Annotated in this window: 32 protein-coding genes; all 32 read right to left on the reverse strand. The window is 40.8% G+C overall.

Annotated features, from left to right (window positions below):
- Positions 1-65 precede the first annotated feature (65 nt).
- A complete protein-coding gene (locus tag E2L03_RS00645; RefSeq protein ID WP_051667523.1) occupies positions 66-842 on the reverse strand; it encodes a sporulation protein YpjB in 777 nt (258 codons plus the stop codon).
- A 61-nt stretch (positions 843-903) separates the two neighbouring features.
- Positions 904-1,503, reverse strand: a complete 600-nt coding sequence (locus E2L03_RS00650; protein WP_134258426.1) for a DUF1405 domain-containing protein — start codon at positions 1,501-1,503, stop codon at positions 904-906.
- Between the two features lie 51 nt (positions 1,504-1,554).
- A complete protein-coding gene (locus tag E2L03_RS00655) occupies positions 1,555-2,340 on the reverse strand; it encodes a menaquinol-cytochrome c reductase cytochrome b/c subunit (RefSeq protein ID WP_134258427.1) in 786 nt (261 codons plus the stop codon).
- A 35-nt stretch (positions 2,341-2,375) separates the two neighbouring features.
- Positions 2,376-3,047 carry a menaquinol-cytochrome c reductase cytochrome b subunit gene (gene qcrB / locus E2L03_RS00660; protein WP_035398380.1) on the reverse strand — a complete coding sequence of 224 codons (672 nt, stop codon included), beginning with the start codon at positions 3,045-3,047 and terminating at the stop codon, positions 2,376-2,378.
- A 13-nt stretch (positions 3,048-3,060) separates the two neighbouring features.
- Positions 3,061-3,552: a Rieske (2Fe-2S) protein gene (locus E2L03_RS00665; RefSeq protein WP_134258428.1), complete on the reverse strand. Its 492-nt coding sequence runs from the start codon at positions 3,550-3,552 to the stop codon at positions 3,061-3,063.
- 123 nt (positions 3,553-3,675) lie between these two features.
- Complete coding sequence (locus E2L03_RS00670) at positions 3,676-4,143, reverse strand: YpiF family protein (RefSeq protein ID WP_124742142.1); 468 nt, start codon at positions 4,141-4,143, stop codon at positions 3,676-3,678.
- Between the two features lie 60 nt (positions 4,144-4,203).
- Positions 4,204-4,806 (reverse strand): ReoY family proteolytic degradation factor, encoded by a 603-nt coding sequence (locus E2L03_RS00675; RefSeq protein ID WP_367613679.1) that lies wholly within the window; start codon positions 4,804-4,806, stop codon positions 4,204-4,206.
- A gap of 60 nt (positions 4,807-4,866) precedes the next feature.
- Positions 4,867-6,120, reverse strand: a complete 1,254-nt coding sequence (locus E2L03_RS00680) for a tetratricopeptide repeat protein (RefSeq protein ID WP_134258429.1) — start codon at positions 6,118-6,120, stop codon at positions 4,867-4,869.
- 279 nt (positions 6,121-6,399) lie between these two features.
- Complete coding sequence (locus tag E2L03_RS00685; RefSeq protein WP_134258430.1) at positions 6,400-7,491, reverse strand: prephenate dehydrogenase; 1,092 nt, start codon at positions 7,489-7,491, stop codon at positions 6,400-6,402.
- Between the two features lie 26 nt (positions 7,492-7,517).
- A complete protein-coding gene (gene hisC / locus E2L03_RS00690; protein ID WP_134258431.1) occupies positions 7,518-8,615 on the reverse strand; it encodes a histidinol-phosphate transaminase in 1,098 nt (365 codons plus the stop codon).
- Between the two features lie 68 nt (positions 8,616-8,683).
- Positions 8,684-9,493 (reverse strand): tryptophan synthase subunit alpha, encoded by an 810-nt coding sequence (trpA, locus tag E2L03_RS00695; RefSeq protein ID WP_134258432.1) that lies wholly within the window; start codon positions 9,491-9,493, stop codon positions 8,684-8,686.
- Complete coding sequence (gene trpB / locus E2L03_RS00700) at positions 9,486-10,688, reverse strand: tryptophan synthase subunit beta (RefSeq protein ID WP_055737655.1); 1,203 nt, start codon at positions 10,686-10,688, stop codon at positions 9,486-9,488. The genes trpA and trpB overlap by 8 nt, the downstream gene beginning before the upstream one ends.
- Positions 10,663-11,316: a phosphoribosylanthranilate isomerase gene (locus tag E2L03_RS00705; RefSeq protein WP_134258433.1), complete on the reverse strand. Its 654-nt coding sequence runs from the start codon at positions 11,314-11,316 to the stop codon at positions 10,663-10,665. Before E2L03_RS00705 ends, trpB begins: the two co-directional genes overlap by 26 nt.
- Positions 11,313-12,080 carry an indole-3-glycerol phosphate synthase TrpC gene (gene trpC / locus E2L03_RS00710; RefSeq protein ID WP_134258434.1) on the reverse strand — a complete coding sequence of 256 codons (768 nt, stop codon included), beginning with the start codon at positions 12,078-12,080 and terminating at the stop codon, positions 11,313-11,315. Before trpC ends, E2L03_RS00705 begins: the two co-directional genes overlap by 4 nt.
- Positions 12,073-13,098 carry an anthranilate phosphoribosyltransferase gene (gene trpD, locus E2L03_RS00715; RefSeq protein ID WP_055737652.1) on the reverse strand — a complete coding sequence of 342 codons (1,026 nt, stop codon included), beginning with the start codon at positions 13,096-13,098 and terminating at the stop codon, positions 12,073-12,075. The genes trpC and trpD overlap by 8 nt, the downstream gene beginning before the upstream one ends.
- Complete coding sequence (locus E2L03_RS00720; RefSeq protein WP_038480243.1) at positions 13,091-13,279, reverse strand: hypothetical protein; 189 nt, start codon at positions 13,277-13,279, stop codon at positions 13,091-13,093. The genes trpD and E2L03_RS00720 overlap by 8 nt, the downstream gene beginning before the upstream one ends.
- Before the next feature lie 208 nt (positions 13,280-13,487).
- On the reverse strand, positions 13,488-13,856 hold the full coding sequence (aroH, locus tag E2L03_RS00725) for a chorismate mutase (protein ID WP_134258435.1): 369 nt from the start codon (positions 13,854-13,856) through the stop codon (positions 13,488-13,490).
- 2 nt (positions 13,857-13,858) lie between these two features.
- Positions 13,859-14,935 carry a 3-dehydroquinate synthase gene (gene aroB / locus E2L03_RS00730; RefSeq protein WP_051667524.1) on the reverse strand — a complete coding sequence of 359 codons (1,077 nt, stop codon included), beginning with the start codon at positions 14,933-14,935 and terminating at the stop codon, positions 13,859-13,861.
- Positions 14,936-14,937: 2 nt separating this feature from the next.
- Positions 14,938-16,110 (reverse strand): chorismate synthase, encoded by a 1,173-nt coding sequence (gene aroC, locus E2L03_RS00735; protein WP_038480252.1) that lies wholly within the window; start codon positions 16,108-16,110, stop codon positions 14,938-14,940.
- An 81-nt stretch (positions 16,111-16,191) separates the two neighbouring features.
- On the reverse strand, positions 16,192-16,980 hold the full coding sequence (locus tag E2L03_RS00740; RefSeq protein WP_055737650.1) for a CheR family methyltransferase: 789 nt from the start codon (positions 16,978-16,980) through the stop codon (positions 16,192-16,194).
- A gap of 158 nt (positions 16,981-17,138) precedes the next feature.
- On the reverse strand, positions 17,139-17,582 hold the full coding sequence (gene ndk / locus E2L03_RS00745) for a nucleoside-diphosphate kinase (protein ID WP_038485682.1): 444 nt from the start codon (positions 17,580-17,582) through the stop codon (positions 17,139-17,141).
- 197 nt (positions 17,583-17,779) lie between these two features.
- Positions 17,780-18,751 (reverse strand): heptaprenyl diphosphate synthase component II, encoded by a 972-nt coding sequence (gene hepT / locus E2L03_RS00750; RefSeq protein ID WP_038480258.1) that lies wholly within the window; start codon positions 18,749-18,751, stop codon positions 17,780-17,782.
- Between the two features lie 156 nt (positions 18,752-18,907).
- Positions 18,908-19,795, reverse strand: coding sequence for a UbiA-like polyprenyltransferase (locus tag E2L03_RS00755; protein WP_038480261.1), 888 nt, complete (start codon positions 19,793-19,795; stop codon positions 18,908-18,910).
- A gap of 15 nt (positions 19,796-19,810) precedes the next feature.
- The gene (locus E2L03_RS00760) at positions 19,811-20,527 is read right to left on the reverse strand and encodes a demethylmenaquinone methyltransferase (protein WP_038480262.1); all 717 of its coding nucleotides are present in this window, start codon (positions 20,525-20,527) and stop codon (positions 19,811-19,813) included.
- A complete protein-coding gene (locus tag E2L03_RS00765) occupies positions 20,524-21,225 on the reverse strand; it encodes a heptaprenyl diphosphate synthase component 1 (protein WP_038480265.1) in 702 nt (233 codons plus the stop codon). Before E2L03_RS00765 ends, E2L03_RS00760 begins: the two co-directional genes overlap by 4 nt.
- 88 nt (positions 21,226-21,313) lie before the next feature.
- Positions 21,314-21,535 (reverse strand): trp RNA-binding attenuation protein MtrB, encoded by a 222-nt coding sequence (mtrB, locus tag E2L03_RS00770; RefSeq protein WP_051667525.1) that lies wholly within the window; start codon positions 21,533-21,535, stop codon positions 21,314-21,316.
- Between the two features lie 82 nt (positions 21,536-21,617).
- Entirely contained in the window at positions 21,618-22,172 is a 555-nt protein-coding gene (gene folE / locus E2L03_RS00775) for a GTP cyclohydrolase I FolE (protein ID WP_038480271.1), read from the reverse strand.
- 109 nt (positions 22,173-22,281) lie between these two features.
- Positions 22,282-23,760 carry a stage IV sporulation protein A gene (spoIVA, locus tag E2L03_RS00780; protein ID WP_038485685.1) on the reverse strand — a complete coding sequence of 493 codons (1,479 nt, stop codon included), beginning with the start codon at positions 23,758-23,760 and terminating at the stop codon, positions 22,282-22,284.
- A 204-nt stretch (positions 23,761-23,964) separates the two neighbouring features.
- Positions 23,965-24,690, reverse strand: coding sequence for a YphF family lipoprotein (locus tag E2L03_RS00785; RefSeq protein ID WP_095150331.1), 726 nt, complete (start codon positions 24,688-24,690; stop codon positions 23,965-23,967).
- A gap of 12 nt (positions 24,691-24,702) precedes the next feature.
- Entirely contained in the window at positions 24,703-24,891 is a 189-nt protein-coding gene (locus E2L03_RS00790) for a DUF2768 domain-containing protein (protein ID WP_367613680.1), read from the reverse strand.
- 217 nt (positions 24,892-25,108) lie between these two features.
- Positions 25,109-25,375 (reverse strand): stage VI sporulation protein F, encoded by a 267-nt coding sequence (locus E2L03_RS00795; RefSeq protein WP_035398737.1) that lies wholly within the window; start codon positions 25,373-25,375, stop codon positions 25,109-25,111.
- Between the two features lie 73 nt (positions 25,376-25,448).
- The gene (locus E2L03_RS00800) at positions 25,449-26,477 is read right to left on the reverse strand and encodes an NAD(P)H-dependent glycerol-3-phosphate dehydrogenase (RefSeq protein ID WP_134258436.1); all 1,029 of its coding nucleotides are present in this window, start codon (positions 26,475-26,477) and stop codon (positions 25,449-25,451) included.
- Positions 26,478-26,482 lie beyond the last annotated feature (5 nt).

The raw sequence follows: 26,482 nt of genomic DNA on the forward strand, positions 1-26,482 counted from the left end.
TTAGCTTAATAAATATAGTTCTATCATAAAATGAACGTCAAAATAAGTCAAACTAGACGCTCACTCTATTCGTTCTGTTTTACTTTCTTACGTTGCCCCCTAAATTTCCGAAATCCAACATAGCTAAGTGTTAAGAATACCGGTGTGCCGATCATAAACATCACGACATATAAACCTGGGTCAACGGTTTCAACTGAGGAGAAAGCAAATAACGTTAAGTACTCATGGCGCATTGCATCGAGATGATTGTCAATTTCAACTTGAGACAGCTGTTGCTCTTGAAGCTTATAGTGCATGGCATCAAGCTCACTTACTTGCTCATACCCCTTCGAAATTAATACAGCAGGACGTACTGTTTCATATAGTTGCAACGTACGATTGACCTCATACATGTATTGTTGCGATTGAAATGGGTCATTCACTGCACTAATTCGATCTAAACTATCCAGCAATTGTCGATCCATTTGATTCCACAACGGTTGATTTACTTGTTGAACAGCATCGGTGCTAAGCCTGAGAGCCATTGCTAAGCGCACTTGCTCCTCCGTGGTGACATCCTCTGCAAACAGCGCCTCATAAGCAGATTCAAATGTCGTTACTAGTGTGCGCATTGATGAAAGAGTCCATTCTTCTTCAGAAAAAGGATAGACATTCATTTCATTTGACAGCACTAAAGCGGTTTGCTTCGCGTTATCTATATCTCCTTGCTTTAGTTGTTGAAGTAATTGACCGGCTAAGCCATCAAACTCATTCCAAGTTGGGTTCTTGTCCTCTACCGCATCACTAAATACAGGCACCAACAAGACGCTCAAGATCACTGCTACTAACATTCTTCGCCACATCGCTCGTTCCCTCCTCTGATTGTTAGTCTATGAGAAGAGGGACAAGAGTAGACCAGTTGTGTTAAGGCAAGTTTAACCGAAAGGCACCTTTGCGAACATTTAAAAAGTAAACAAGCATAACCGAAGCCAACCCTAATAAAAATGTAAATACACCAATTTGATCTATATAAGGCATAATGACACGGCTAATCCATGGATGCATCCCAAATACATAGTCAATCACGTCATTCCATACTGTCCAAGTAAGAGCAACTCCAAGGTGCCAAGCTTTAATCCGCATAAACGGTAAGAAAAGAAGTGCTTGAAGGGCCATACCAGCGTGAGAAAAATTGAGCATGATAATTTGCCAATGCATCGGTGCGCCTTCCATTACTTGAAACGTATTCATCGCAACCGCCCAAATCCCATATTTCAACAATGTAACTGCGGCTAACGCTTCTATGAGACCTACGTTCTTTTTCATTAGAAATGCAACTAGTACTACTACAAAAAACAGGCTGGCTGTTGGACTATCTGGTACAAATGGGATAAAGTGCCAAGGTGTTTGTGCCAGTTGATTCCCATACCAGTAAAAGCCGTAGATCGTCCCAAGAGCATTTACGACCAATAATAGTAGCAACGTGGATCTTTTTGTTAACCATCCAAATAAATACGCAAGCATCTTTACACCCCTATGTAAAAAGAGCCACCTCTAAGGTGGCTCTCTCTAATCTTATTCCTCAGAATCTTGTCCGTGGTTCGCAATGAATTCTGCTAAAATTTCGAGCTCTTCATCGGTTCCTTCAAACAAGTCACCTGGCATAGCGCCTTGACCATTTACAATAACGTCCATCACTTCTTCAGCAGATTTCTCTGTCTCTAAGAGGTTTGGAGCACCTGCACCACCAGTCATTTGATCACCATGACAACTGATACAAGATTCGTTATTTGTATAGATTTCATACCCTTCAGCCTCGGTATCAAAATCAACATCTTCCGCAATAACAAGCTGCCCTTGTTGTGCTGCTGTTTCCCAATCGTGCTGATCAACAGACTCCCACGTTAAAAAGATGACAGATGCAACACCAAGCAACATTAACGCTGTTGCAATTGGGCGTTTGTGCGGACGACGCTCTTTTGATGTGTCCAGCCATGGCGCAAGCATTAAGGCACCAAATGCAATACCAGGAATGACAACCGTTCCTAATGTATTAAAACTTCCAGAAGCAAATTCATATTTAAGTAATTGATACAAAAATAAGAAATACCAGTCCGGTAACGGTATGTATGCTTCTAACGGGTCGGCAATTGCCTCAAGAGGAGCTGGGTGGGCTAGGGTTAAACAAAGAAACCCCATGAGAAAAACAGCACCAACCATCCATTCTCGAAGTAAAAAGTTCGGCCAAAACGCTTCCGTCTTACCCGGATATTCCGAGTAATCCTTTGGCACATTCACTTTACGTCCGTCTGATTTTACACGAGAATCGCCGACAAATTTCATCCCTTTGCCTCGATGCATGAAATTCCCTCCTTTTTTATCAAATATGGGTTCTCTTATAGAGGTCCAGAGATTCCCTGTCTACGAATCATAATAAAGTGGGCACCTAATAGTCCAAGTAGTGCCGCTGGTAAGAAGAATACATGAATGGCAAAGAAACGCGTTAACGTCGCAGCACCAACGATGTCACCACCAGCAAGTAACGCTTTTGTGAAATCACCGATAATCGGTACACTTTCTGCAATTTCAAGTGTTACAACAGTTGCGAAGTATGCTTTCATATCCCAAGGTAACAAGTAACCTGTTAAACCAAGCGCAAGCATAACGAAGAAAATCAACACACCAACAACCCAGTTTAACTCACGTGGTTTTTTATACGAACCAGTGAAGAATACACGTAAAGTATGTAGAAACATCATGACAATAACTAAACTCGCACCCCAGTGATGCATACCGCGAACAATTTGCCCCATTGCTACATCATTTTGTAAGAAATATACGGATGCATGGGCATTAACAATATCTGGTACGTAATACATTGTCAGAAACATTCCTGACAAGATTTGAATGACCGTTACGAAGAATGTTAATCCACCGAAACAGTATATGAACGCCGAAAAGTGATGAGCCGGGTTAACGTGCTCAGGCACCTCGTGATCCGCAATATCACGCCACATAGGAGTAATATCTAGACGCTCGTCCACATAATCATAAATTTTTTGCAGCATTTTCGCGTCCCTCCTAGTCTCTTCGGTTTACCTCTCCAAGGTATACGGTTCCATTTTCAACACTAACTTCAAACACATCTAATGGTCGACGTGGTGGTGTACCAGGTACATTTGTACCATCCTCTGTAAATCGACCACCGTGGCATGGACATGCGAATTCGCTATCATCTTCATTATAAGCAATTGTACAACCTAAGTGTGTACAAACGGATGAAAGCGCAACAACGTCGTCACCATCTAAATAGATGTAAGCTTCTTGCTCAACAGTTGATTCATACCAAGAATCCTGTTGGTTAAAGCTCCATGTGAATCGCTGAGGCGTATCTGTTAAATCGTCCAGCTCGCATACCGCTTCTAACGAAGACTCAGCGCCTGCTTTTAATGCAGGATCAAGGGCAAAACGAACCATAGGCATTAACATACCTGCAGCCATAAATCCACCTACTCCTGTGAGCGTGTACGATAAAAATTGCCGTCTCGAAACTTTGTGCTCTCTTTCGCTCACTTCTAAACCTCCTAACAGTTCAAAATCGACCAAGTTTAGCTTGGTATCATACAGATTAATACTAGGACGTTACTATCATACTATAACCTCATACATTAAGCAATATGAGTTAGAATAGCGCTTTCAGCGTTTTTTTTGCCATAACCCTGTAATTAACGGCAAAATTTGTTGCATTTGATCATCCATGACTTTTTTTCTGTTTTTTTGTTCAATGTATTCAAGGGCAATGGATGGCACGTACACTAATTGCAACGGCTCTAATGCTTGTTCATCCTTCTTCCAATTCGCATCTGATGTTAACAAAACGATATAGTGAAATCCAGCATCCCCTAATTCGGTTTGCCAGATCTGTAGACGCTCTCTTTTTGCTTCAGCTGATTCGGTATCATTGTAGCTAAATGGCGGAAACAGCATGACCCGTCCTCGAAATTGACGTTCCATTTCCTCACTTAAAATTGTTGTAAATTCAGTCGCTTGAATAGTTGACTTAATGTCTGCCGTTAACGATACCTTTACAAGGGGTACAATGGCTGTGTCGACGTAATCTCGGGATTGTAAATATGTATCGGTGTCTTCGGTTCTAAAGCGCATCTGACCACTTCCTTCCTCTTTTTTAGTATACCAAAAAAAACAGAGCCTTCGGGCTCTGTTTTAGGAGTTTTTTAATAAATGATTTAGTTTTTCTGTTAAAGCGAGAAACGCTTCTTTATCATGTGCATCTAACGCTTGATTAATTTCATCATTTATTTTGTTCAACTGAAATTGGCGAATGCTCTCAGATAAGACAACGTTGGCCTCTGATTCAAAGCGTTGCTTTCGTTCTTTTGTTTCTGGTAAATATGGGTTGTCTTCGAGTACCGCTAGGTACTGCGCATGAAGTTCTTGATCCTTAAAATGAAGTTCAATGTAAATCTCTTCTGTATGATTTAAGCGAATATCGTGAAACGCTTTTTCACAGTCTGTTGTCACGTGGTGCTGCTTTCGAAACGAAAATGGAACGGTGTCGATTCCTTGAGTAGAAATGATAAGTGCCTTTGGCGTTTCATCGGAACGGTCTAAAAAATGCACTCGTTCCATTAAGCCATCATCGTTCATTAAATAATTTAGCAACCAAGCACACTCACGGCGTTTTAATTGATGTCGTTTGAGGAAACTACGCAAAAAAGACTTTTTATCCATTACAGGAATAATACTACCCAATTGCTTTCTCCCCTTTCCTTTTATAAAAGCACCAAATAAGATTCTCTTGTACATTTCGCCTTAAGATACAGCATTCCCTTTTCTATTGACTTGAATTCTTTTCAACAAATCTTGTCATTCCTCGTGTTGGAGCTGGTCAATCAGCTCAATTAAGTCTGTTCTTGTCGGATCAACGTGAAGCGCTTGTCCAAATAACTCAGCTGCTTTCGTTCGTTTCCCTTCTTCAAGGAGAAAATAGCCGTATTCAATTAAAAAGTCGGCATCCTCCTTAAAAAACGGTTCAGCTTCTTCATATAACAAACGAGCTTCTTCATAAGACTCCAATTGTGCTTTCGAAAAAGCGTGGTACCACGTTAGTACAGGGTCATGTTCTCCATACTCTTGAACGTGTTCAACAAGCTCTTGTAGTTCTTCAGCTCTCTCGTCTTCTTTTAACAGTGCAGCAAGTGCTTGAATACTAGTCATATTCGAGGGATTTAGTGCCAAAGCCTGACGAAAGTACTGCTCAGCACCGACAAGATCGTTCATTTTTGTCAGCACTTGACCAGCCATCATTGGGAGCTGGTCATTAAATTCATCCATTCGAATCCCATCTTTTAACGTCTCGAATGCCTCATCTAGACGATTTTCGGCTTCGTAAGCTTTTGCAAGTGGCATATAAACACTTGTAAAATCAGCGTCCAAACTTTTTACTGCACCGAGCTGTTCAATTACAACTGGGTAATCACCCTGTTGATAAGCAGTAAAGCCAAAGCTGAATAATTGGTCAGGGGTCATTTTATTTGTTTCTTGTTGATGGTATAAGTGTAATGCCTCTTCAAATTGTCCATTCCCACTATATGCTTCTGCCAGTGATAACCCAACGTTCACTTCACCTAATTGAGCGTGAAGAGATTGTTTTAAATACGGTATTGCCTTATTATATGCCCCTTGATTTAGATAAAATTCACCTAGCGCATAGATAAGGATCATTTCTTCAGGGTCTTTTTGTAATGCCGCAAGTAACTTTTGTTCGGCGACTTCATCAAGAGCTTGTAATTGATACAAATCGGCAAGTAAAAGTTGCGCTTGTACAAAGCTGTCATCCTTTGCGCCAACTTCTAGTAATAATTCAATTGCTTCATCCTCTTGATCTTCATCAATCATCATTTCCGCTGAAAGAATGGCTAAGGAGCCTTCATCTGGATAAAGGGAACGAAGCTCTTCAACAATGGTTCGTGCTTCTCGAATATGCCCAAGTTCGTAATAGAGCTCAGCCGCTTCAAACCGAATTTGATGGTTATCTGATAAAGCATGTTCGGCTATATACGCTAAGGCAGCTTCAATGTTTCCAGCCTCTATTTTAGAAAAAACATGTTCTTTCAACATAAATGTTCTTGCTCCTTTTCATAACAAACGGTATACGTATATTTTATATGATCATTCGTCATACGGGCAACCTTTCTGTTTCAGAAAAAAAACAAAAGATTTTTATGAATAGTATTGACTTTGTAAGCGTTTTCTTTTATTATCTAATTAGCGTATGGTTTCTCTCCACTCCTATCCATACATTTTAGCTTTAATAGCTAAACCCCCTTGAAAAGCGTAAGCGTTTTCAAGGGGGTTTTTTTATACAAACGCCTGACCTGTTCAATCAGACGCTTCTTACTATTGTTCGTAAATTTGGTAATGGCGTTCTATTAAAACTGTTCGAGCGTGCGTTCGATCTTCTTCTGAGCGGAAGCTTAACCGTAAAACACCCATAATGTCTTCTCTTGCTTCGAGAATGCGAATGTTGGTCAAATGAATTTTATTTTCTGCAAGAACATAGGTCACGTCTGATACTACTCCGAGGTGATCGGGAACATCAACATATAAGTCATAAAACGCTGGAATTGCTCCACGAGATTTCTGCGGTAACCCCTCACGAATTTGACGAGCTCCTGCAAAAAATGAATAAATGCTCTCATGATCTTCTTCTTCAATGAATTCACGGATTTCATCCATCTCTCGCTGCCACTCATTCATTAATCGAATCATTTCTTCTTTATTATGTACTAAAATATCACGCCACATAATAGGACTTGCTGAAGCAATTCTTGTAATGTCTTTAAAGCCGCCAGCAGCAAGCGCGGTCACTTGATCATCTGTTGCTTGCATCTTTTCAAGTTGATGAACGAGTCCGGCTGCTACAATATGTGGAAAATGACTGACAACACCAACAAGTCGATCGTGTCGCTTTGCATCAAGTTCAATAAAGCGCGCTTTCGTCAATTTCAAAATATTTTTTAACGATATCATTTGGTCCCTAGGTGTCTTTGCCGTTGGTGTTAAGAGGTAGAACGCATTTTCAAATAAATGTTCTTGTGCTGCCGTCACTCCTGATTTATGTGAACCAGCCATTGGATGCCCACCAATAAAGCACACAGATGGTAAAAGCTGCTCAGCTTGCTCAACGATCGTTCGTTTCGTCGAGCCTACATCTGTTAAAATAACACCCTTTTTCAAGGACATTGTGCTTAGCTGCTCTATGATCTTTATGGTCACACCTACTGGCGTGGCAATAATAATAACGTCAGCACGTTCAGCCCCATCCTCTAAACGTGTTACACGCTCATCAATAATCCCTAACTGATGAGCCATATTCGTTTCATCCTCTGAAATATCAAAGCCTATTCGATGAAAAGTTAAATCCTGTTTCAAAGCAAGGGACAATGACCCCCCAATTAGGCCCATACCAATTATAAAGATGTTCGTCATGCTGTGGTCCTCCCTGCACTACTTCATTACGTTTTACATGTGTTAAAAATGGTCGGTGCCACTTCTAAGAAAGCATCATTTTCTTCTTTACTACCAATAGAAATACGAATACCGGTTGGATACCCTAGCGCTTCACCAGAACGAAGAATAAACCCTTTTTCAAGGAATGCTTGAAAAAGTTGATTCCCTGGAATGCCTGTCTCAACTAAAAGGAAATTCGTTTCGGAGGGATACACAAAGAAACCCTCTTTCTCAAAATACGCTCTTAAACGCTGCTTTTCTTGCTGATTTTTTTCTTTACACAATCGAATAAACGCTTCGTCCTCTAGTGCGGCTAGAGCAGCTTGATGCGCAATCGCATTGTTATTAAACGGAGGTCTAACAGGGTCAATCGCTTGTGCAACGCTCTCACTCGCAATGCCATATCCTACTCGTAAACCAGCTAATCCATACGCTTTTGAGAACGTACGTAACACAACTAATTGTGGATAGTGAGAAAGCAATGATACGCTATCAGGATAATCATCGGTTGTCACATATTCGTAGTAAGCCTCATCTGAAACGACTAAACACTCTCTTGGAACACGATCTAAAAAGTGTCTAAATGCTTCACGACTTAACGCGACACCGTTAGGATTATTTGGATTACAGATCCAAACAATACGCGTTTGCTCGTTAATCGCAGCAAGCATCGCTTCTAAGTCATGATCTCCACTGCTTGTAACAGGAACCTCTATAATTTGAGCATCTTCAATGGTTGCATTTAATTTATATTGTGAAAAAGAAGGCGTCGCCATAACCGTATTGGTATTAGACGATAAAAACCCACGACATAGAAATTGTATCACTTCGTCGGATCCATTCCCTAACATAATTTGCTTTTCACTTACTTGATGCTTCGATGCTAAAGCTTCTCGTAACTCTGTTCCATAGCCGTCAGGGTAAATAGCCGTTTCGCTTGCAACCATCGCAATTCTTTCTGCTACTTTTGGTGACGCTCCGTATGGATTTTCATTTGAAGCCATTTTTATGACATGATCTAATCCATATTCGCGCTTCACCTCAGCAATTGGTTTGCCCGGTGCATACGCAGGTAGACCACGAATTTGTTTTTTAACGAGCATGTCCACACCTACTTTCAATAATCTTACTAGTTATCCTACGAAAAAAGAGCTTTTTCTTCAACATTTTTTTAACGAGATACTGTATTTATTCCTTGAAGCTCACCAATATAGTGTTCAATCTCCGCAAGAGCCTTTTCTTTTTCTCTTTCAATTAGAAGTTGTTTTCCCCGCTTTTCTATTTCTTTCACAATCGCACTTCCAATTACAACTCCGTCAGCGTACTGTTGAATAGCTTCTACTTGCTCACGTTTATGAATACCGAATCCAACCACACAAGGAACCTGAGCGTGCTGCTTTACTGTATCAATAAACTTTTTTAAATCAGCAGGCAATTGGTCACGAGCACCGGTCACCCCGGTCGTTGATACACAATATAAAAAACCACTTGCAGATGAAGCAATTTTTTTAATCCGCTCTCTTGAAGTGGGGGCTACCATTGATATAAAAGACAAGCCATTTGCTTTACATAATGTGGCCAATGTCTGGGCTTCTTCAAATGGTAAATCTGGAACGAGAACACCGTCTACTTCAAACGTCGATGCCTGTTCAACAAAAGTTTCGAATCCGTATTGATAAAGAGGATTTGCATACGTAAACAAAATAATGGGTACATGGACACCTTTGCTTCGAGCTAATGGAATCATCTTTAAAATTTGCGGTAGTGTGGTTCCTGCTTTAATAGCTCGAATAGAAGCTGCTTGTATAGTAGGTCCATCCGCTAAAGGATCAGAGTACGGCACACCTAGTTCAATAACATCGGCCCCTTGCTTTTGTAATGAAAGCAGTAGCTCAATCGTCACGTCAAGAGAAGGATCTCCCGCCGTTATAAACGGAATGAACAAATCATCCTTTTGTAAAACTTGCGCCAACCTATTCATGGGAAGAACCTCCTTCAACATTTTTGTAAATGGTATGCATGTCCTTGTCGCCGCGTCCGGATAAACAGATTAAAATTGTTTCATTTTCTCCTACTTTACTTTGTTTAATCGCTTGAGCAACAGCATGTGCTGATTCCAGGGCACAAATAATGCCCTCGTGTTCAGCGAGCATACGCAGAGCAGAGAGAGCCTCTTCATCTGTTACCGCTTCATACGTAACACGACCTGAATCTGCTAAATAGGCATGCTCTGGACCAATTCCAGGATAATCAAGACCAGCTGAAATAGAATATGGCTCTATAATTTGACCTACCTCGTCTTGAAGTAAATACGTTAGAGAACCGTGAATGATCCCTTTTGTTCCTTTTGTTAACGTTGCAGCGTGATGAGAAGAATCGACGCCAAGGCCGGCTGCCTCCACACCAACTAACGTAACATCGTCTTCAATAAATGGATAAAACATGCCAATCGCATTACTTCCTCCACCAACGCACGCAATAATAGTATCAGGCAATTTTCCGTAATCAGTGAGCATTTGCTCTTTTGCTTCATCACCAATAATACGTTGAAATTGACGAACCATTTTTGGATAAGGGTGAGGACCCACTACAGAACCAATAATGTAAAACGTATCGTCGGCATTCGTTACCCAATGGCGAATGGCTTCATTTGTTGCATCTTTTAACGTTTTACTTCCACTCTTAGCTGGGATCACTTTCGCACCAAGAAGCTCCATTCGAAACACATTTAACTGCTGTCGCTCCATATCGGTTTCGCCCATATAAATTAAACAGTCCATGCCAAACTTCGCGGCTACAGTTGCCGTCGCTACACCATGCTGACCCGCGCCTGTCTCAGCGACAATTTTCTTTTTACCCATTCGCTTTGCTAACAATACTTGTCCGAGGGCATTGTTCAGCTTATGTGCGCCTGTGTGCACTAAATCTTCTCGTTTTAAATAAATCGAGACATTTCCTAATGCTTTACTAAGCTGGTCGGCATATGTGATCGGAGTTTTTCGGCCTGCATACTGTGTTAACAATGTTGTTAATTCACTTGTAAATGCAGGATCTGCTAGTGCTTCATCCAAAGCCGCCTCTAATTCCTCTAGTGCACTCATAATTGTTTCTGGTACATATTGCCCGCCGTACTCACCGAAACGACCTTGTTCAGTTGGATAAAGATCCGTTTTCATCTCTTTTGATCACCTCTTCAAGCTCTTCCACTGCTCGTTTATTTTTTCGTCCGTTTTGCTCTATCCCACTGGATAGATCTAAACCAAACACGTTATAGTGTTGTGCATCTTGGATGTTGTCTTTGTTTATTCCACCAGCAATAAACAGAGGCGTGTCATAACGGTTTGCAATTTCGATAAACGTAGGAATATGCCTCCACTCAAATGTTTGCCCTGTTCCACCCCACGCTTGTGCGCTTTTTGTGTCAAGCAGAAGAGCATCTACATAAGGAGCATAACAGTGAAGCTGCTCAACTGTACGATCATCAACATGGATGGCTTTCCAAAGATCAATAGTTGGATAAGCATGTCGAATGGCTTTAACAGTGTCCACTGACTCACTTCCATGAAGTTGAAGAACGTGGAAAATATTCGCTTCGAAAAGGGGTTTTATTTGTTCTATTGTTGCGTTTACAACGAGAGCGACATTTTTCTTTTGATGAGGAACAGACTGAATCCAACCCATTACATCATCAAGAAACACTTGACGTTTACTTTTCGCAAAAACGTATCCAATGTAATCACATAATGAGTGAGCGACAACTTCTAAATCTTCTTTCGATTGAATGCCACAATATTTCGTCTTCATCTCACTGTCCGCTCATTTGCAAACAGGCTTTCAATGGCTTTAGAACGATCTGTCGTTTTCATTAATGTCTCACCCATTAACACACCATGAACACCTAAATTTTTTAAGTAAATAAGGTCATCCTTTGTACGGATACCACTTTCCGACACAATAACCGCTTCTTTTGAAAGGGATGGTAAAATCAATTCTGTTTGGTTAATACTCGTTTGAAACGTTTTTAAATTTCGGTTATTCACACCAACAATTTCTGGTTTGATATATTGAAGCAATGTGTGCGCTTCTTCTTCATCATGTACCTCTACTAGACATTCAAGCCCTAATTCATACGCTTGTTCATAGAGCTCTCGTAGCTGATTGTATTCCATAACGCCTGCAATCAGCAAGATCGCATCCGCTCCAAGTCGATAGGACTCTTCCACTTGCTTGGCATCAATAATAAAGTCTTTCCGTAAGACTGGAAGGTCAACGGCGTCTTTTACTTGCTTGATATATTCTTTCTTGCCTTTAAAATAGGGGTAATCGGTTAGCACACTAATAGCAGACGCACCAGCCATTTGGTACGACCGGGCAATCCCTTTAACATCGAGGGTCTTAACTAACAGACCTTTTGAAGGAGACGCTTGCTTAATTTCTGCAATTAAACCTAGGTCAAAAGTTGACTCCAATAAAGCTTGTTTTAAACTGACTCGCTTTACCGCTACAGGAGCCGGCATTTCTAACAGACGGACTTCTTCTTTTTTGGTTGCAATAATCTGATCAAGCATGTTTTATCCCTCTCTTCTTAGATTGTAGCGAGGTCAAATAAAGTTGGGATTGACCATTTGCAATAGTCCGCTTTGCTTCTTCTATACCAACATGAATGGAAGATACATAATCACCTGCGTATAGAGCAACACCTGCATTAAACGCTACAATATCAATTGCTTCTTGTGGCGCCTCATTTAGGAGTACTTGATGAATTAAAGCAGCACTCTCAGCAGGGGTCTGGACTCGGATGGACGCTAAAGATCCACAGGTAAAACCAACGTCTTCAGGCTTTATAGTAATGGCATCAATTGTATCTTCCTTCACATCAACAAGGTACGTTTCACCATGAATCGCACATTCATCAAGTCCATCGGCACCACTAACAATAACCGAGTGTGTTGTACCGAGTCGCTGCAATACGTGTCCAAATTGATCAGCGGTTGCACGGCTATTAACGCCTACCAACTGATGTTTAGCGCCCGCTGGATTTGTTAGCGGACCTAAAAGATTAAAAATGCTTCGAAAGCCTAGCTCTTTTCTCGTTTTCATTACATGTTTCATAGAAGGGTGATACAGAGGGGCAAACATAAAGCATAGTGATTGCTCTGTTAGCATAGTTGCTGCTTCTGTCACAGATGTTTGAATATCAATATGAAGCGCTTCAAACACATCGGCACTTCCTGTTTTTGAAGACACAGAGCGGTTGCCGTGTTTCGTTACAGGTATATTCATTGATCCAAGGACAATGGCAGTTGCAGTGGAAATATTAAACGTTCCAAGTCCATCCCCACCAGTCCCACATGTATCAATCGTCCGTTCTAATTGAACAGGAAATGGTTCAGCCATCCCTCGCATTGCCCGAGCAAAGCCAACTAGTTCATCTGTTGTTTCTCCTCTAAATCGAAGCAACGTCATAAAACTAGCAATCTGGCTGTCTGCTAATCGTCCATGCATGATTTCGCCCATAAGCAACTCTGCTTCTTGTTCGCTTAGTGTACCATTGTCTAAACAGCGGTGTAACATCGCTTTAATCATGGCATACACCTACTTTTGTAAACGCAACAAGGTGATACCTACATACATAGCGAGTGCGCGACATGAAATTGGATAGTGGAATAAAAGAAAGGTGAAGCATTGGCATATCTTGATTACCCGTCTGCTTCTTACTTGTTGTACGTTTCTTCACTTGATCATTAAGGGGATTTATTTTCTTCATTTACCACTCACTCCTTGTGACGTGAAAATGAAGAGCGGTTGGAGGATTGACGCATCTCCAAATATATTTATAGGAAGGGTTTTTTACTTCGTCTACATTCTCTCCGCTCTGCTCATTCTCAACTAATCTCTACTCTAAACTCTACTCATCTAATCTTGCTTGCACGTAGTCTAACGCAAAAAACCATTGACGTCAACCCATTAAGTACCTAGCCCTTTTGCAGAAGATCTGGTCGAAGCGTGATCGCCTGATTTAAGAAAGTATGACAAACATCTTGCTGATCTTGATCGGTTTGTGCAGTCATCATCACCCGAATGCAACGAGGCAAACTTCCTTTCACAGGAATTTCTTGGGCACACATAACTGGTACAAAATCAAACCCTTTTAAATTACGTAAAGCTTTGGCTGGGAAGCAAGCATCAATATCATCTGTTACAGTGACAAGCACTTGCGCAATATGCTCTGGTTGAATCTCATTATCTGCTACCATTTTTCGAAGGAGGCGTTCAGTCTCACGTTCAATTTCTGTTGCTTCATTTTTTTCAACTGTCGTCGCCCCACGAATGCCTCGCATCATAATCAATGATCTCCTTTTTCTACTGTTAATTCTGCTACTAACTCTTCTGCAGTAATCGGTTCAATTGTCGCTTTACCTAATGCGTTTAATAATACGTAATGAAGCGTACCGTGACGTGCTTTTTTATCTTTCATCATACGCGAAATTAAATCCTCTACCCCTAACGAAGTAGGAATTTCAACAGTATACCCAAGAGATTGAATCCACGCTACGTACCGATCAGAAGCAAGATCAATGCTGTGGTAACGTTCACTAAACTTCAATGCAAAAGCCATTCCGACCATAACAGCTTCACCATGTGTCACCTTACCGTAACCTAGCTCTGCTTCAATGGCATGACCTAATGTATGACCAAAATTCAAAATCCCACGAATGCCCAGCTCTTGTTCATCCTGCTGCACAATGCGCGCTTTTAACGCTATGGCTCGTTCAATCATACGTTCAAGCACCTCGTCGCTAATAGACGCCAGCGAATCAATCTCCTCTTCTAGCCATACTAAGAAATCATGATCCGCGATAAATCCCATTTTGACAATTTCAGCAAAGCCTGAACGCCATTCTTTTTCAGGGAGTGTTTTTAGAAGCTGGGGATCATAGAGAACCAGCTCCGGCTGGTGAAACAGCCCAACCATATTCTTACCCTTCTCTAAATTAATGGCTACCTTACCGCCAACACTTGAATCATGGGCTAATAATGTCGTTGGTACTTGTACAAAAGAAATACCACGCATATAGGTACCTGCTACAAAGCCAGCTAAATCACCAATAACTCCGCCTCCAAATGCGATAATGACCGATGAGCGATCAAGCTGATAGTTAAAACAATCATTTAATAAATCTTCATATTGAGCAAACGATTTAGACTGTTCTCCACTTGGAACAATTGACACATGTACAGCTGTGTGTGTGAACGTTTGAAGAAACGTTTGAAGATAATGAGTCGCGACCTGTTCATCGACAATGAGCATGTAACGCGAAGCAGGGGCAACTTTTTCAATAATCGATCCGGCTTGATTTAGGATGCCTTGTTCAATTATGACATCGTAGCTTTTATGCTCTGTTTGCACATGGACCTTCATGATTAAAACAGCCTTGCTTTTTCATTGTGTCGCTCTATAGCCGCTTGAAGATCTGAAAGTTGATCTGCCGGGAACGTGTCTAGCAGGCTGTTTGCAATTTCCCAAGCCACGACATTTTCACACACCACTGAAGCGGCTGGCACTGCGCAACTATCAGATCGCTCAACACCTGCATCAAACGCCTCTTTTGAATCAATATCCACACTTTTCAGTGGTTTGTATAAGGTCGGTATCGGCTTCATGACACCTTTTACAACGACTGGCATACCGTTCGTCATTCCACCTTCAAAACCACCTAAACGGTTCGTTTTCCGACTATAACCTGTTTGTTCATCCCAAATGATTTCATCATGAACTTGACTACCAGGTTTTCGCGCCGCTTCAAAACCTAGACCGATCTCAACACCTTTAAAGGCATTTATGCTCATGACCGCTCCGGCAATTTTCCCGTCTAGTTTTCGGTCATAATGAACATGGCTTCCTAATCCGATTGGCAATCCTTCGACCACTACTTCCACAACGCCACCAATACTATCACCATCTTGCTTTGCTTGATCAATGGCTGCCATCATTTTCGTGCCCGCTTCTTCATCAAGACAGCGAACCGGAGACGCTTCCGAACGTTCTTGAATCGTTTTAATAGGAAGGGACTCTCCCACTTTAGCTTCGATACCACCAATTATTCGAACGTGACCAGCTACTTCAATGCCAATGGCCTTTAAAATAACTTTTGCAAGCGCCCCACAAGCTACACGAACGGTGGTCTCTCTTGCTGAAGAACGCTCTAATACATCACGCATGTCGCGATGACCGTATTTGATTGCTCCATTCAAATCTGCATGTCCTGGTCGGGGACGGGTTAAGCGACGTCTCATCTTCTCTTCTTCTTCTTTGGAAATAGGCGCTGACCCCATAATTTTTGTCCAGTTTTTCCAATCATTGTTTTCAACAACGAACGTAATCGGAGCACCAGTTGTATAGCCGTGTCGAACCCCGCTCATAATTTTCACTTGATCCTTTTCGATTTGCATCCGGCGACCTCGACCATATCCACCTTGCCTGCGTGAAAGCTCACGATTAATATCCTCTTCCACCAGACGTATTTGAGCAGGAACACCTTCTATAATAGTTGTTAATTGCGGGCCGTGGGATTCACCAGCTGTAAGAAATCTCATTTTGTCCACTCCTTCTACCAATTGCTTTATCACTTTTACGCGCTAAATTATAATCGATTATACCAACTATATCGCAATTTTTCAATTTGTTTTCTGATAAAAAAAAGGAGCTATCGCTGTTAATCCATATGTATGAGGGTGAAAAATTTGCTCTGTACTTCCTACAAACAGAAGCCCTCCTTCTTTTAAAGCATCACTTAGTTTCATAAAAATACGTTCTTTCGTTTCTTCTGTAAAATAAATGCATACATTTCGACAAATAACCATATCCATCTGTTTTGGGAAATCGTCATGGATCAAATCTAAAGTAGAAAATGAAACCATTTCTTTAATCTCGTCTACGACGCAAAAATCAACGTCTTCTTTTTGAAAAAAGCGACTTAGCATCTCTTCTCCTAAAACGGTTTGTGCTGCTTGCGCCGAGTAACGGCCACTTTTAGCTTTACGAATCATCTGTTCATCTAAGTCTGTTGCTTGCACCTGATTATTCTCTAGGGGTAAACCGTTTCGCTTACATAGCATCGCTACAGTATATGCCTCTTCACCTGAAGAGCAGGCAGCACTCCAAATAGCTAATGGTTTTTTTGTCAACTGGTGGCGAGTAGATAGCCAATCTGTTACACGTTCCCAGCGATCTGCATTTCGAAAGAAAGAAGTAACATTAATTGTCATTTTTTCTTTACATTCAGACAAAAGAGCCGGGTCTTTTTTAAGTGCCTCTCCATATGCCTTCATGCTACTCATTCCATGTTTTACACTTAATGACCGTAAACGGCGTTCCATTTGCGAGCGTTTATACGCTTGTAAGTGAATGCCTGTTAACGTTGCGAAAAGATCAGAAAAGGCTTCGTAATCATCTTGATCGTGCATATTCAAACGCTCCATCTCTTTCATTTTTCCTATTAGTGTACCACGAAAATGCTTAAATCGGGTACATTCGACCTTTTAGAAGGATCTTGTCTAACATAAAAAAGTACGGAAGGATGAAAAGACATCCTTCCGTACCCTCTAACGCTTGTGCATGACACTTACACCCAAACGTTTGTATTTTTTTCATATGTTGAAAGCTCTTCTTCGGAAAAGAATATGCCAATTTCACGATCAGCACTTTCAGTAGAATCAGAGCCGTGAATCACATTCATACCAACTTGAATGGCGTAATCCCCACGAATAGAACCTGGTGTAGCTTCAGCAGGATTCGTCGCGCCGATTAAATGGCGAGAGATTTTCACAGCTTGTTCACCTTCCCAAACCATTGCAAACACTGGACCCGATGTAATAAAGGTAACAAGCTCATTAAAAAAGGGCTTTTCACGGTGTTCACCGTAATGAGTCTCAGCTGTTTCTTTACTTAACGTTACAAGTTTACCCGCCACAAGTTTAAATCCTTTTTGCTCAAAACGAGAAACGATTGGTCCAATTAAATTACGTTGAACTCCATCAGGCTTAATCATCACATATGTACGTTCCAACATTCCAACCCCACTTTATCTAGTTTATTCGTTAACTCTTTTAGTATAGCAAATGAAGTAAGCGCTAACAATAAAAATAGCGAAAATATTCGTTTTTCCTCGCACGTTGACACTTTTCTAGTAAAGAGAATATTCCCACTATTATCCACAAAAAAACCGGATGAGGAAGGTTCTCAACCGGCTTTTTATAACGTGACTCAATACTTCCGTCGACCAATATAAGCGGCAACTTGTTTTAAATGGGTCTTCGCCTCACAATTAGGGAATTCATTTAGCAGCGCATACGCTTTGCTTAAATAACGGTCACTTAAGTCTTGCGCATACTCGATTCCGCCAGAGTTACGTACATCATTCAGGAACGGTTCCATCGTTATCATTTTCGCTGTGTCTTTCGTTAATTCTTTCCTGAGCTTTTCTTTAAACGATGGATTCGTATCCATCGCATACAATGCAGGAAGGGTTACATTCCCTTGACGTAAATCCCCACCAGCTGGTTTTCCGAGTTGTTCTTTTGTCCCGACAAAATCTAATATATCATCCATAATTTGATAAGACATGCCGAGGAAATAAGCAAAATAATACATTTGTTGTTGTAGCTCTTCTTCTACATTCGCTGCAATCGCACCTAACTGAGAGCTAACCGCAATTAAAAGAGCAGTTTTTCGTTTTATTCTCCTAAAGTATGTGCGAATGGTTTGATCCCAATTGTATTGATCTCTAATTTGTTCAACTTCGCCAAGACACATTTGATGCATTGCATCGGAAATAATTACATGTACACGCTTATCTTGAAACGCTTTCGTTGTTTCAATGGCATGACCAAAAATATAATCTCCTGTATACATGGCAACACGATTATCCCATCTTGCCATAACCGTCTCATTTCCTCTTCTTAATGAAGCATTATCAATTACATCGTCGTGAACTAAAGAACCCATATGAATTAACTCTAGCGATGCAGCGATATGCTTTAATTTTTCCAAGTCGTAGTTTCCAAACTTTCCAGCTAAAAGAACAAGAACTGGACGAATTCTTTTACCACCCGCTTTTAAGAGATCCGTCGATGCTTCGTTTAAAACGGGGTGTTCAGCTGAAAGTGTACGTTCTAATATGGATTCAATGTATTCAATATCTGTTTGAAACTCTTTATATATTTCTGCTAACTTCATGAACGCCACCCTTATGCAGCCTAAAGGTCTGCTCGTTTTATAAATGGTTTTCTTTTTTCTCACTAGTGATACGGGATGGTTACGCCCCTCTCTATCGTATAAGAGAAAGTTTTTTTCATTCTTTCCTAAATCTATCTGCCTTCGTCAGCCCGTTTTTTAAAAATATCGCAAAAACAACATATCAACAAAAGCGAAGGCAAACAGCATGACAGAAAGGGTACCATTCATCGGAAAAAATGCAAGTTGCACTTTAGATAAATCATCCTTCTTCACTATGGAGTGCTGATAAATCATGATCATGCCTGCAACAAGTACGCCGATTAAATAAAACCAACTAAGTGGAGAATAGAAAAAGAGTAAAACAAAAAAAAGAAAACTAACAATGTGAAAACCTCTCGCGATTACAAGAGCTTTTGCAACCCCAAAACGGCTTGGTATTGAATACAACCCGTTTGAAGCGTCATAGTCGGCATCCTGAGTGGCATAAACGGTATCAAATCCAGCTAACCAAAAAAGGACGGCGCCAAACAACACGAAAGGCATCAATGATAATTCACCTGTAACGGCAACCCAGCCACCAAGCGGAGCAATTCCAATTGTCACACCTAGTACAACATGACATAGCCATGTAAATCGTTTCGTGTAAGAGTAGAATACGAGAAAAAAAACAGCAATTGGTAATAGATATACAGATAATAGATTAAGATTAAACGCAGCAAGAAATAGAAGGGCAAACGATACGGTAATAAAGATCCATACATCTGCTTTCGAAAGTAATCCTGCTGGTATCTCACGATTTGCGGTTCTTGGATTATGTTTATCAATTGTAGCGTCAATCACACGGTTCAACGACATAGCTGCACTTCTAGCCCCGATCATGGCAATCGTTACCCAAAACCATTGTACAAACGTTGGAAAATGGCCGTTCACTACAAGACTGCCTAATAACATAGCAAAAAATGCAAATGGAAGTGCAAAAATCGTATGTTCGATTTTAATCATTCGCATAAACGTTTTTGTTTTAGATCCTACTGCTATCCCCATTAATGATAACTCCTTCTACGAGTCCTTTTGCGGCTTTTGTCCTAAATGCATAGAGGCAACACCGCCAGTATAACTCTTGACTTCAACGTTTATCATGCCTGCTTCACGAAACATACTCGCTAACTTCTCTCGATTGGGGAATGCTAACGTTGATTCATGTAGCCACGCGTATTCATCGTATTTTTTAACTAGCAGTTTTCCAGCAAGAGGCATGACATGTTTAAAGTAAAAGAAATAGAGTTGTTTAAAACCTGGAATAGTCGGCTGAGATGTTTCCAGACACACAATTCTTCCACCTGGTTTCGTTACACGTACCATTTCCTTCAAGACTTGCATGTAATCTGGTACATTTCGAAGTCCGAACCCAATTGTGACATAGTCAAATGTATTGTCTTCAAACGGTAGATCCATGGCGTTCCCTTGAATCAATTCAATGTTTTTCATGCCGTATTGCTTTACTTTTTCCTTGCCAACTTCTAACATGTTTTCACTAAAGTCTAAACCCACTACTCGTCCACCGTCTCCAACAGCTTCACTTAAAGCAATGGACCAATCGGCTGTCCCACAGCAAACATCTAGAGCAGAATTGTTTTTTTGAACAGCCATGCGTTTCATTGTATCTTTACGCCATGCTTTATGCCGTTGCAAGCTAATGACAGAGTTCATCAAATCGTATCTCTTATGAATAGACTGAAAAACGCTGTGAACGCGCTCCTCCTTAGACTGACTCATGTTGTAAGCCTCCCATAAAAAAACTGATCGAGAATATCATTGCGTTGGCTATTGAGGAACGACTGTAGTGATTGCTCCGTCTGGACAAGCTTTTTCTGTAACACGTTGATTGTTTCTTTATCGACAGTCGCTTGTAATTCCCTCTTCACTCTTTTAGTTAAAAAGAATCTCTCCAGTCGCTTTACATACGCTTCATCCGTCTCTTTTTGAATAATTCTTAGCAAGAGTAAAGCATCGACCGTTGCTTTTTGATCATATAGTACTTCTACTGTTAACGACTTGTCCATGTAATGAGCCATTTTCAATTCGTAAATCTCTTGAAGCGTGCTTCCAAATAATTCAACCATATCGACTGCATTCACACCTGCTAGCGATTGATAGTAACGCGCACTATAAAAATCTCCAGCAAGTACATTTAGCTGCCTTCTCTTTTTTAACCGATCGTCGTCCTCATTATGTAACGAAACAAGATCATGAATCATGACACCAGCATGAACAAAGCCCCAAGCCAGCGATATGGCCAGAGCTCGTTCTTCTGGCTCCACTTCACGAATGAGTTGGTAAGCAAGCCACAATTCATCTTGGTCCGGTCGAGTGTCGTCAATATATTGTTGTAAATAATCATGTTGCACTAGTTGGTCAAAATGCTGTTTTAATTCAGTAGCAGTTGAAATATCGACCGCTCCTTTATCTCTCATACAAACTTTCCTTTCTTTCGCCTGCTATACAGATGATCTCTATCAAGTATAGCACAGCAACCATTCATAAACACTACATCCTGCTAATTTACTCTTCATCTGTGTCCATAGTGCCATGACTTGTTTGAATAACAGCTTTTCCTCTTATTTTCACCGCAGACGTATGCTCTGTAAATTGCCCAATCATGACTTCACCTTTGTCAAGTTTTTCCGAGTGATGAAAACGTGTATCAGAACCACGTGTTAAACCAATGACTTGTACACCATTTTCCCTTGCTTTAATAACAAAAAAATCAGCGTTTTGACTCATCTTTTCCCCTCCACTATTAAACGAATTTTTTGCGTTGCATATGAACGAATAAAACCAACCATCTCTTATTAGAGGTTCTCACTTAAATAAATGACAAAACTTCTTGTCTTGCTATTGGGTCGTCTTTGAAAACACCGCGAGCAGCTGTTGTAACTGTTTTAGAGCCAGGTTTTTTAATACCTCTCATCGACATACACATATGTTCAGCTGAAACAACTACCATGACACCTTTTGCCCCTAACGTTTCTTCAAGTGCGTCAGCAAGTGTTTTCGTCATTCTCTCTTGAACTTGAGGCTGTCTCGCAATACCATCTACGGTACGAGCGAGTTTGCTAAGCCCTGTCACTTTTCCTTCATTTGGAAGGTACGCAATATGAGCTTTTCCGAAAAAAGGAACTAAATGATGCTCACACATAGAATAGAACGTTATGTCTTTAACAAGCACAAGCTCTTCGTGATCTTCCGTAAAGACCGTTTGCAAATGGGTTTTCGGATCTTCGCGCAATCCACTAAACATTTCTTCATACATTTTTGCAACGCGTCTCGGTGTATCAATAAGCCCTTCTCTCTCTGGGTCTTCACCTACTGCCTCTAGAATCATTCTTACTGCGGTTTCTATTTTATGTTGATCAACCATTCTTGTCCCTCCATCATCGTGCTATCCACTTCGAATCTCTTATAAAGATTAGCAAAAGTATCAAGGAAAAGCAAAAAGAACTCACTCCTAAGGGAGAGAGTTCTTTTATTCACAAAATAATCGCAATTAACCCACCAGAACCTTCGTTTATAATTCTCTCTAGGGTTTCTTGTAACTTATAACGCGCATTTTCTGGCATTAACGAGAGCTTTGCCGAAATCCCCTCACGTACAATCGAATTAAGTGATCGCCCGAAGATGTCGGAATTCCAAATTGAAAGTGGATTTTCTTCAAAGTCTTGCATGAGATAGCGGACGAGTTCTTCACTTTGCTTTTCGGTTCCAATAATAGGGGCAAATTCTGATTCTACGTCCACTTTCACCATATGAATAGACGGCGCTACAGCTTTTAACCGAACACCGAAACGTGACCCTTGACGAATAATTTCAGGTTCATCTAAACTCATATCGGCTAGTGACGGTGCAGCAATGCCATAACCGGTTTGCTTAACCATTCGCAAGGCATCAGCCACTTGATCATATTCGGTTTTTGCATGAGCAAAGTCTTGCATTAAAGATAAAAGATGGTCCTTACCACGTATTTCTACACCGACTACTTCTTTTAATACTTGATCGTACAGCTCATCCGGGGCATACAAATCAATTTCGGCAATACCTTGCCCCATTTCGATACCGGCTAGTTTGGCTTGATCAATAAATTCGAGTTCTGTAAATTGGCTAACAACACGATCAACGTCTCGCAAACGTTTGATATCTTTAACCGTTTCACGAACCGACTCTTCATAACTTTCTCGAAGCCAATGGTCGTTCTTCAGTACCATTACCCAGCTAGGTAAATTCACATTCACTTCATGTACTGGGAACTCAAACAGAACCTCTCTTAATACACTATTAATATCATGCTCGTTCATGCCTTCAACACTCATAGCCAGTACCGGAATATCGTATTCTTCTGAAAGCGAAGACCGAAGCTGCTCTGTTTCTGGGTGATGTGGTCTTACACTGTTAACGATCATAATAAATGGTTTACCAACTTCTTTAAGCTCTTCCACAACTCGTGATTCTGATTCAACGTAATCGCTCCTTGGAATGTCCCCAATTGTGCCATCAGTTGTCACAACAACACCAAGTGTAGAGTGCTCTTGAATTACTTTCCTCGTCCCAATTTCTGCTGCCTCTTGAAATGGAATCGGTTCTTCATACCAAGGTGTATGAATCATGCGAGGTCCATTTTCATCTTCGTAGCCTTTTGCTCCAGGTACAGCATAACCAACACAGTCAACGAGGCGAATATTTACATCAAGCCCTTCATCAACATGGATGGAAACGGCTTGGTTTGGTACAAATTTTGGCTCCGTCGTCATGATTTGTTTACCTGCTGCGGACTGTGGAAGCTCATCTTGAGCCCTGTTCTTATCTGCTTCATTTTCGATGTTAGGAAGCACCACAAGTTCCATGAATTTCTTAATAAAGGTCGATTTTCCCGTGCGAACCGCTCCAACGACACCGAGATAAATGTCGCCACCTGTTCGCTCCGCGATATCTTTGAAGATATCTACTTTTTCCAACAAGATCATTCCCCTCCCGGTCAAGTAAAATATGATGCAGCCGAGTCTTATACCTCTAACCACTACCAATTCTATGACATTGTCCTATTAATATGACTGACTACGGTGAATATTTTTCTGCATCCACTCTTGAAAGGGGAGACGATAAAGATAATGCCCCTTCCAATTCTATCTTACGAGTGGAAAGGGCAATCTAGACCTATTTTATTCATTTTCATAGAATTTTGTATCGTATTGAATCCCGTCAGCTTCTGAATACGTATACGGAACAGAGAACACAGGAACAAATGGTGCATCTTCATACAGATAAGTTCGCAAATCCGTTTCAGTCGCAAAAGATCCATCCATCTCTGATTGTAATTCAATTAAATCCAATCGATAGTCGATCATAATGTCACCACTATTTGTATAAAGCAATGGCAAGCGAGTTTGATTATAAGGACTATCAATATAAGGCTCTTCTTTATAACCAAGCGCTTCAAAATCCAATGTAAACAAGTCATAATCAAGAGATTCTTTAATAGGCGCATAGGTATGCTCGCGTCGATAATCATTAATTCGTTGAGTTAACCTATTGATCTCATTCATAATACGCACATCAATAACTTTTACCTCAGGCTCTTCTTCTACATTTACTAGGACATATTGATAAACTCCTCCATTTTCAAACGAAGACCCTGGTGCATCTTGCATATAGGTTGGGATAAGCTGCCTAAAATCAATGACATAGCGCTGATATAAGTTCGTGCTTTCGTCGAAAGTTTTAATTGGCAATACCCCAGTTTCCTCTTGAAATTGATCAATTGCTGCTTGTACACTTGCCATTTGATCGGCATAAGGCACTTGATTTTCAACTCGCTGTTCGTTGGGTAGCATACAGCCCGCTAACAAAAACACAATGGCAACACTATAAATGGTCAAGCGTTTCATTCTATAACCCCTTTATCTCATGAAGTTTGACGTGGGTCCACCAATTACAATATAGGCGACAATTAAACCAGCCACAACCATACAGATAAATGAAAACGCTAAAACAATTCTCGCTAAAAATCCACTTAATTTTGTTCTAGCCAAAAAGGCTGTGCCGGCTGATACAAACATTAAAATAATTCCACCAAATGATATGTACATATTTAGCATAGCTAAGGACATTTTATACACCTCTCTTATCCTTCCATCCTTTCAAGTATAGCATATCAAATTCTGTGACAACAGCTAAAAAGCTAGACAGGAGTGGGGCTCTCCTCTCTAGCTTGACTAAATCCTTTTTCTTGCCCTTATAATAGTAGGTGTTCTATTGCAGTATATGCAGGCTTCGAATTTTTGTTTGGATGTTTGACTATTTTCTCTACTTTTTGTTGTTAAACATTTTTGTCAAAGACGACAAATCCGTTGGCATGTTATTATTTAAAATCGCAGAAACAATCTGATCTTCTTTTTCTTTTGAAACAGGTTTGTTTGCCATTGCAGCAACACGACTAATTAAATCACGCAACGTTGCTTCGTCTTTTAAGTTTGATTGACTAACAGAGTTTGCTAGTTTTAAAAGCTCATCCGGGCGAACCTTTGTGTTTTTTTGAACTTGATCAAAAAATGAATCATTTTTCTTAAACATCCAATCCCTCCTCATGCTTACGTTCCTTTCATCGTATGCATGGGGGAGAAAAAATGTGCGAACGTGGAAGCCGTTAATCGAGATGGTACAATTCCTCTACTTCATTTCGCTTCACACGACCCATCAAATCTTCAGCCGCTTTAATTGGATCAACGCCATTAAACAACACAGCGTAAAGCGCCTCTGTTAACGGCATGTTAATGTTTTCTTTTTTGGCGAGTTCATAAGCAGCTTGCGTTGTCCGTATCCCTTCAACAACCATTCCCATTTCCTCAAGAACCTCTTCCATTGATTTTCCTTTTCCTAACATATGTCCAGCACGCCAGTTTCGAGAATGTACGCTTGTACAGGTAACAATTAAATCGCCTAATCCTGTTAAACCTGAAAACGTAAGAGGCTGCGCGCCCATATGAACACCAAGTCGAGAAATTTCGGTTAAGCCTCTAGTCATAATGGCTGCTTTTGTATTATCTCCATATCCAAGACCGTTTGTCACACCACAAACTAAGGCGATAATGTTCTTTAAAGCGCCACCAATTTCGACGCCAATTAAATCAGGATTTGTATACACTCTAAACTGCTGATTCATAAACAACTTTTGCGCGTACGCAGCAGCCGATTCAGTACGTGATGCTACCGTTACCGTGGTCGGTTGACGAAGGGCTACTTCTTCTGCATGACTCGGACCTGATAATACCGTTATAGAAGCCAGATGAGGTGATCCTCCTGCAGCATCTTCAATAACTTCTGACACTCGTTTATATGTATTTGGTTCAATTCCTTTGCTCGCATGAATAATAGGAACTGGTTGTTCTAGAATTGCGACAAGCCCTTGAACCGTTTCGCGCATCGCTTTTGATGGAACGACGAGAATGATGGCATCTGCATCCCTTACCGCTTCTTCCATCTCAAGATAAGCCGTTAATGACTCAGGTAACTGTACTTGTCCTAAATATTTCTCATTCGTATGAAGTTGATTAATCTCATCTACTTGACTTTGTCTTCTTGCAACTAATCGAACATCGTGTCCATTATCAGCAAGAACGACAGCTAGGGCAGTACCCCAGCTCCCTGCACCAATTACAGCTAGTTTTTGCTTCATTTTTA

The organism is Shouchella oshimensis, from assembly GCF_004375095.1.
GTDB lineage: Bacteria > Bacillota > Bacilli > Bacillales > Bacillaceae_D > Shouchella > Shouchella oshimensis.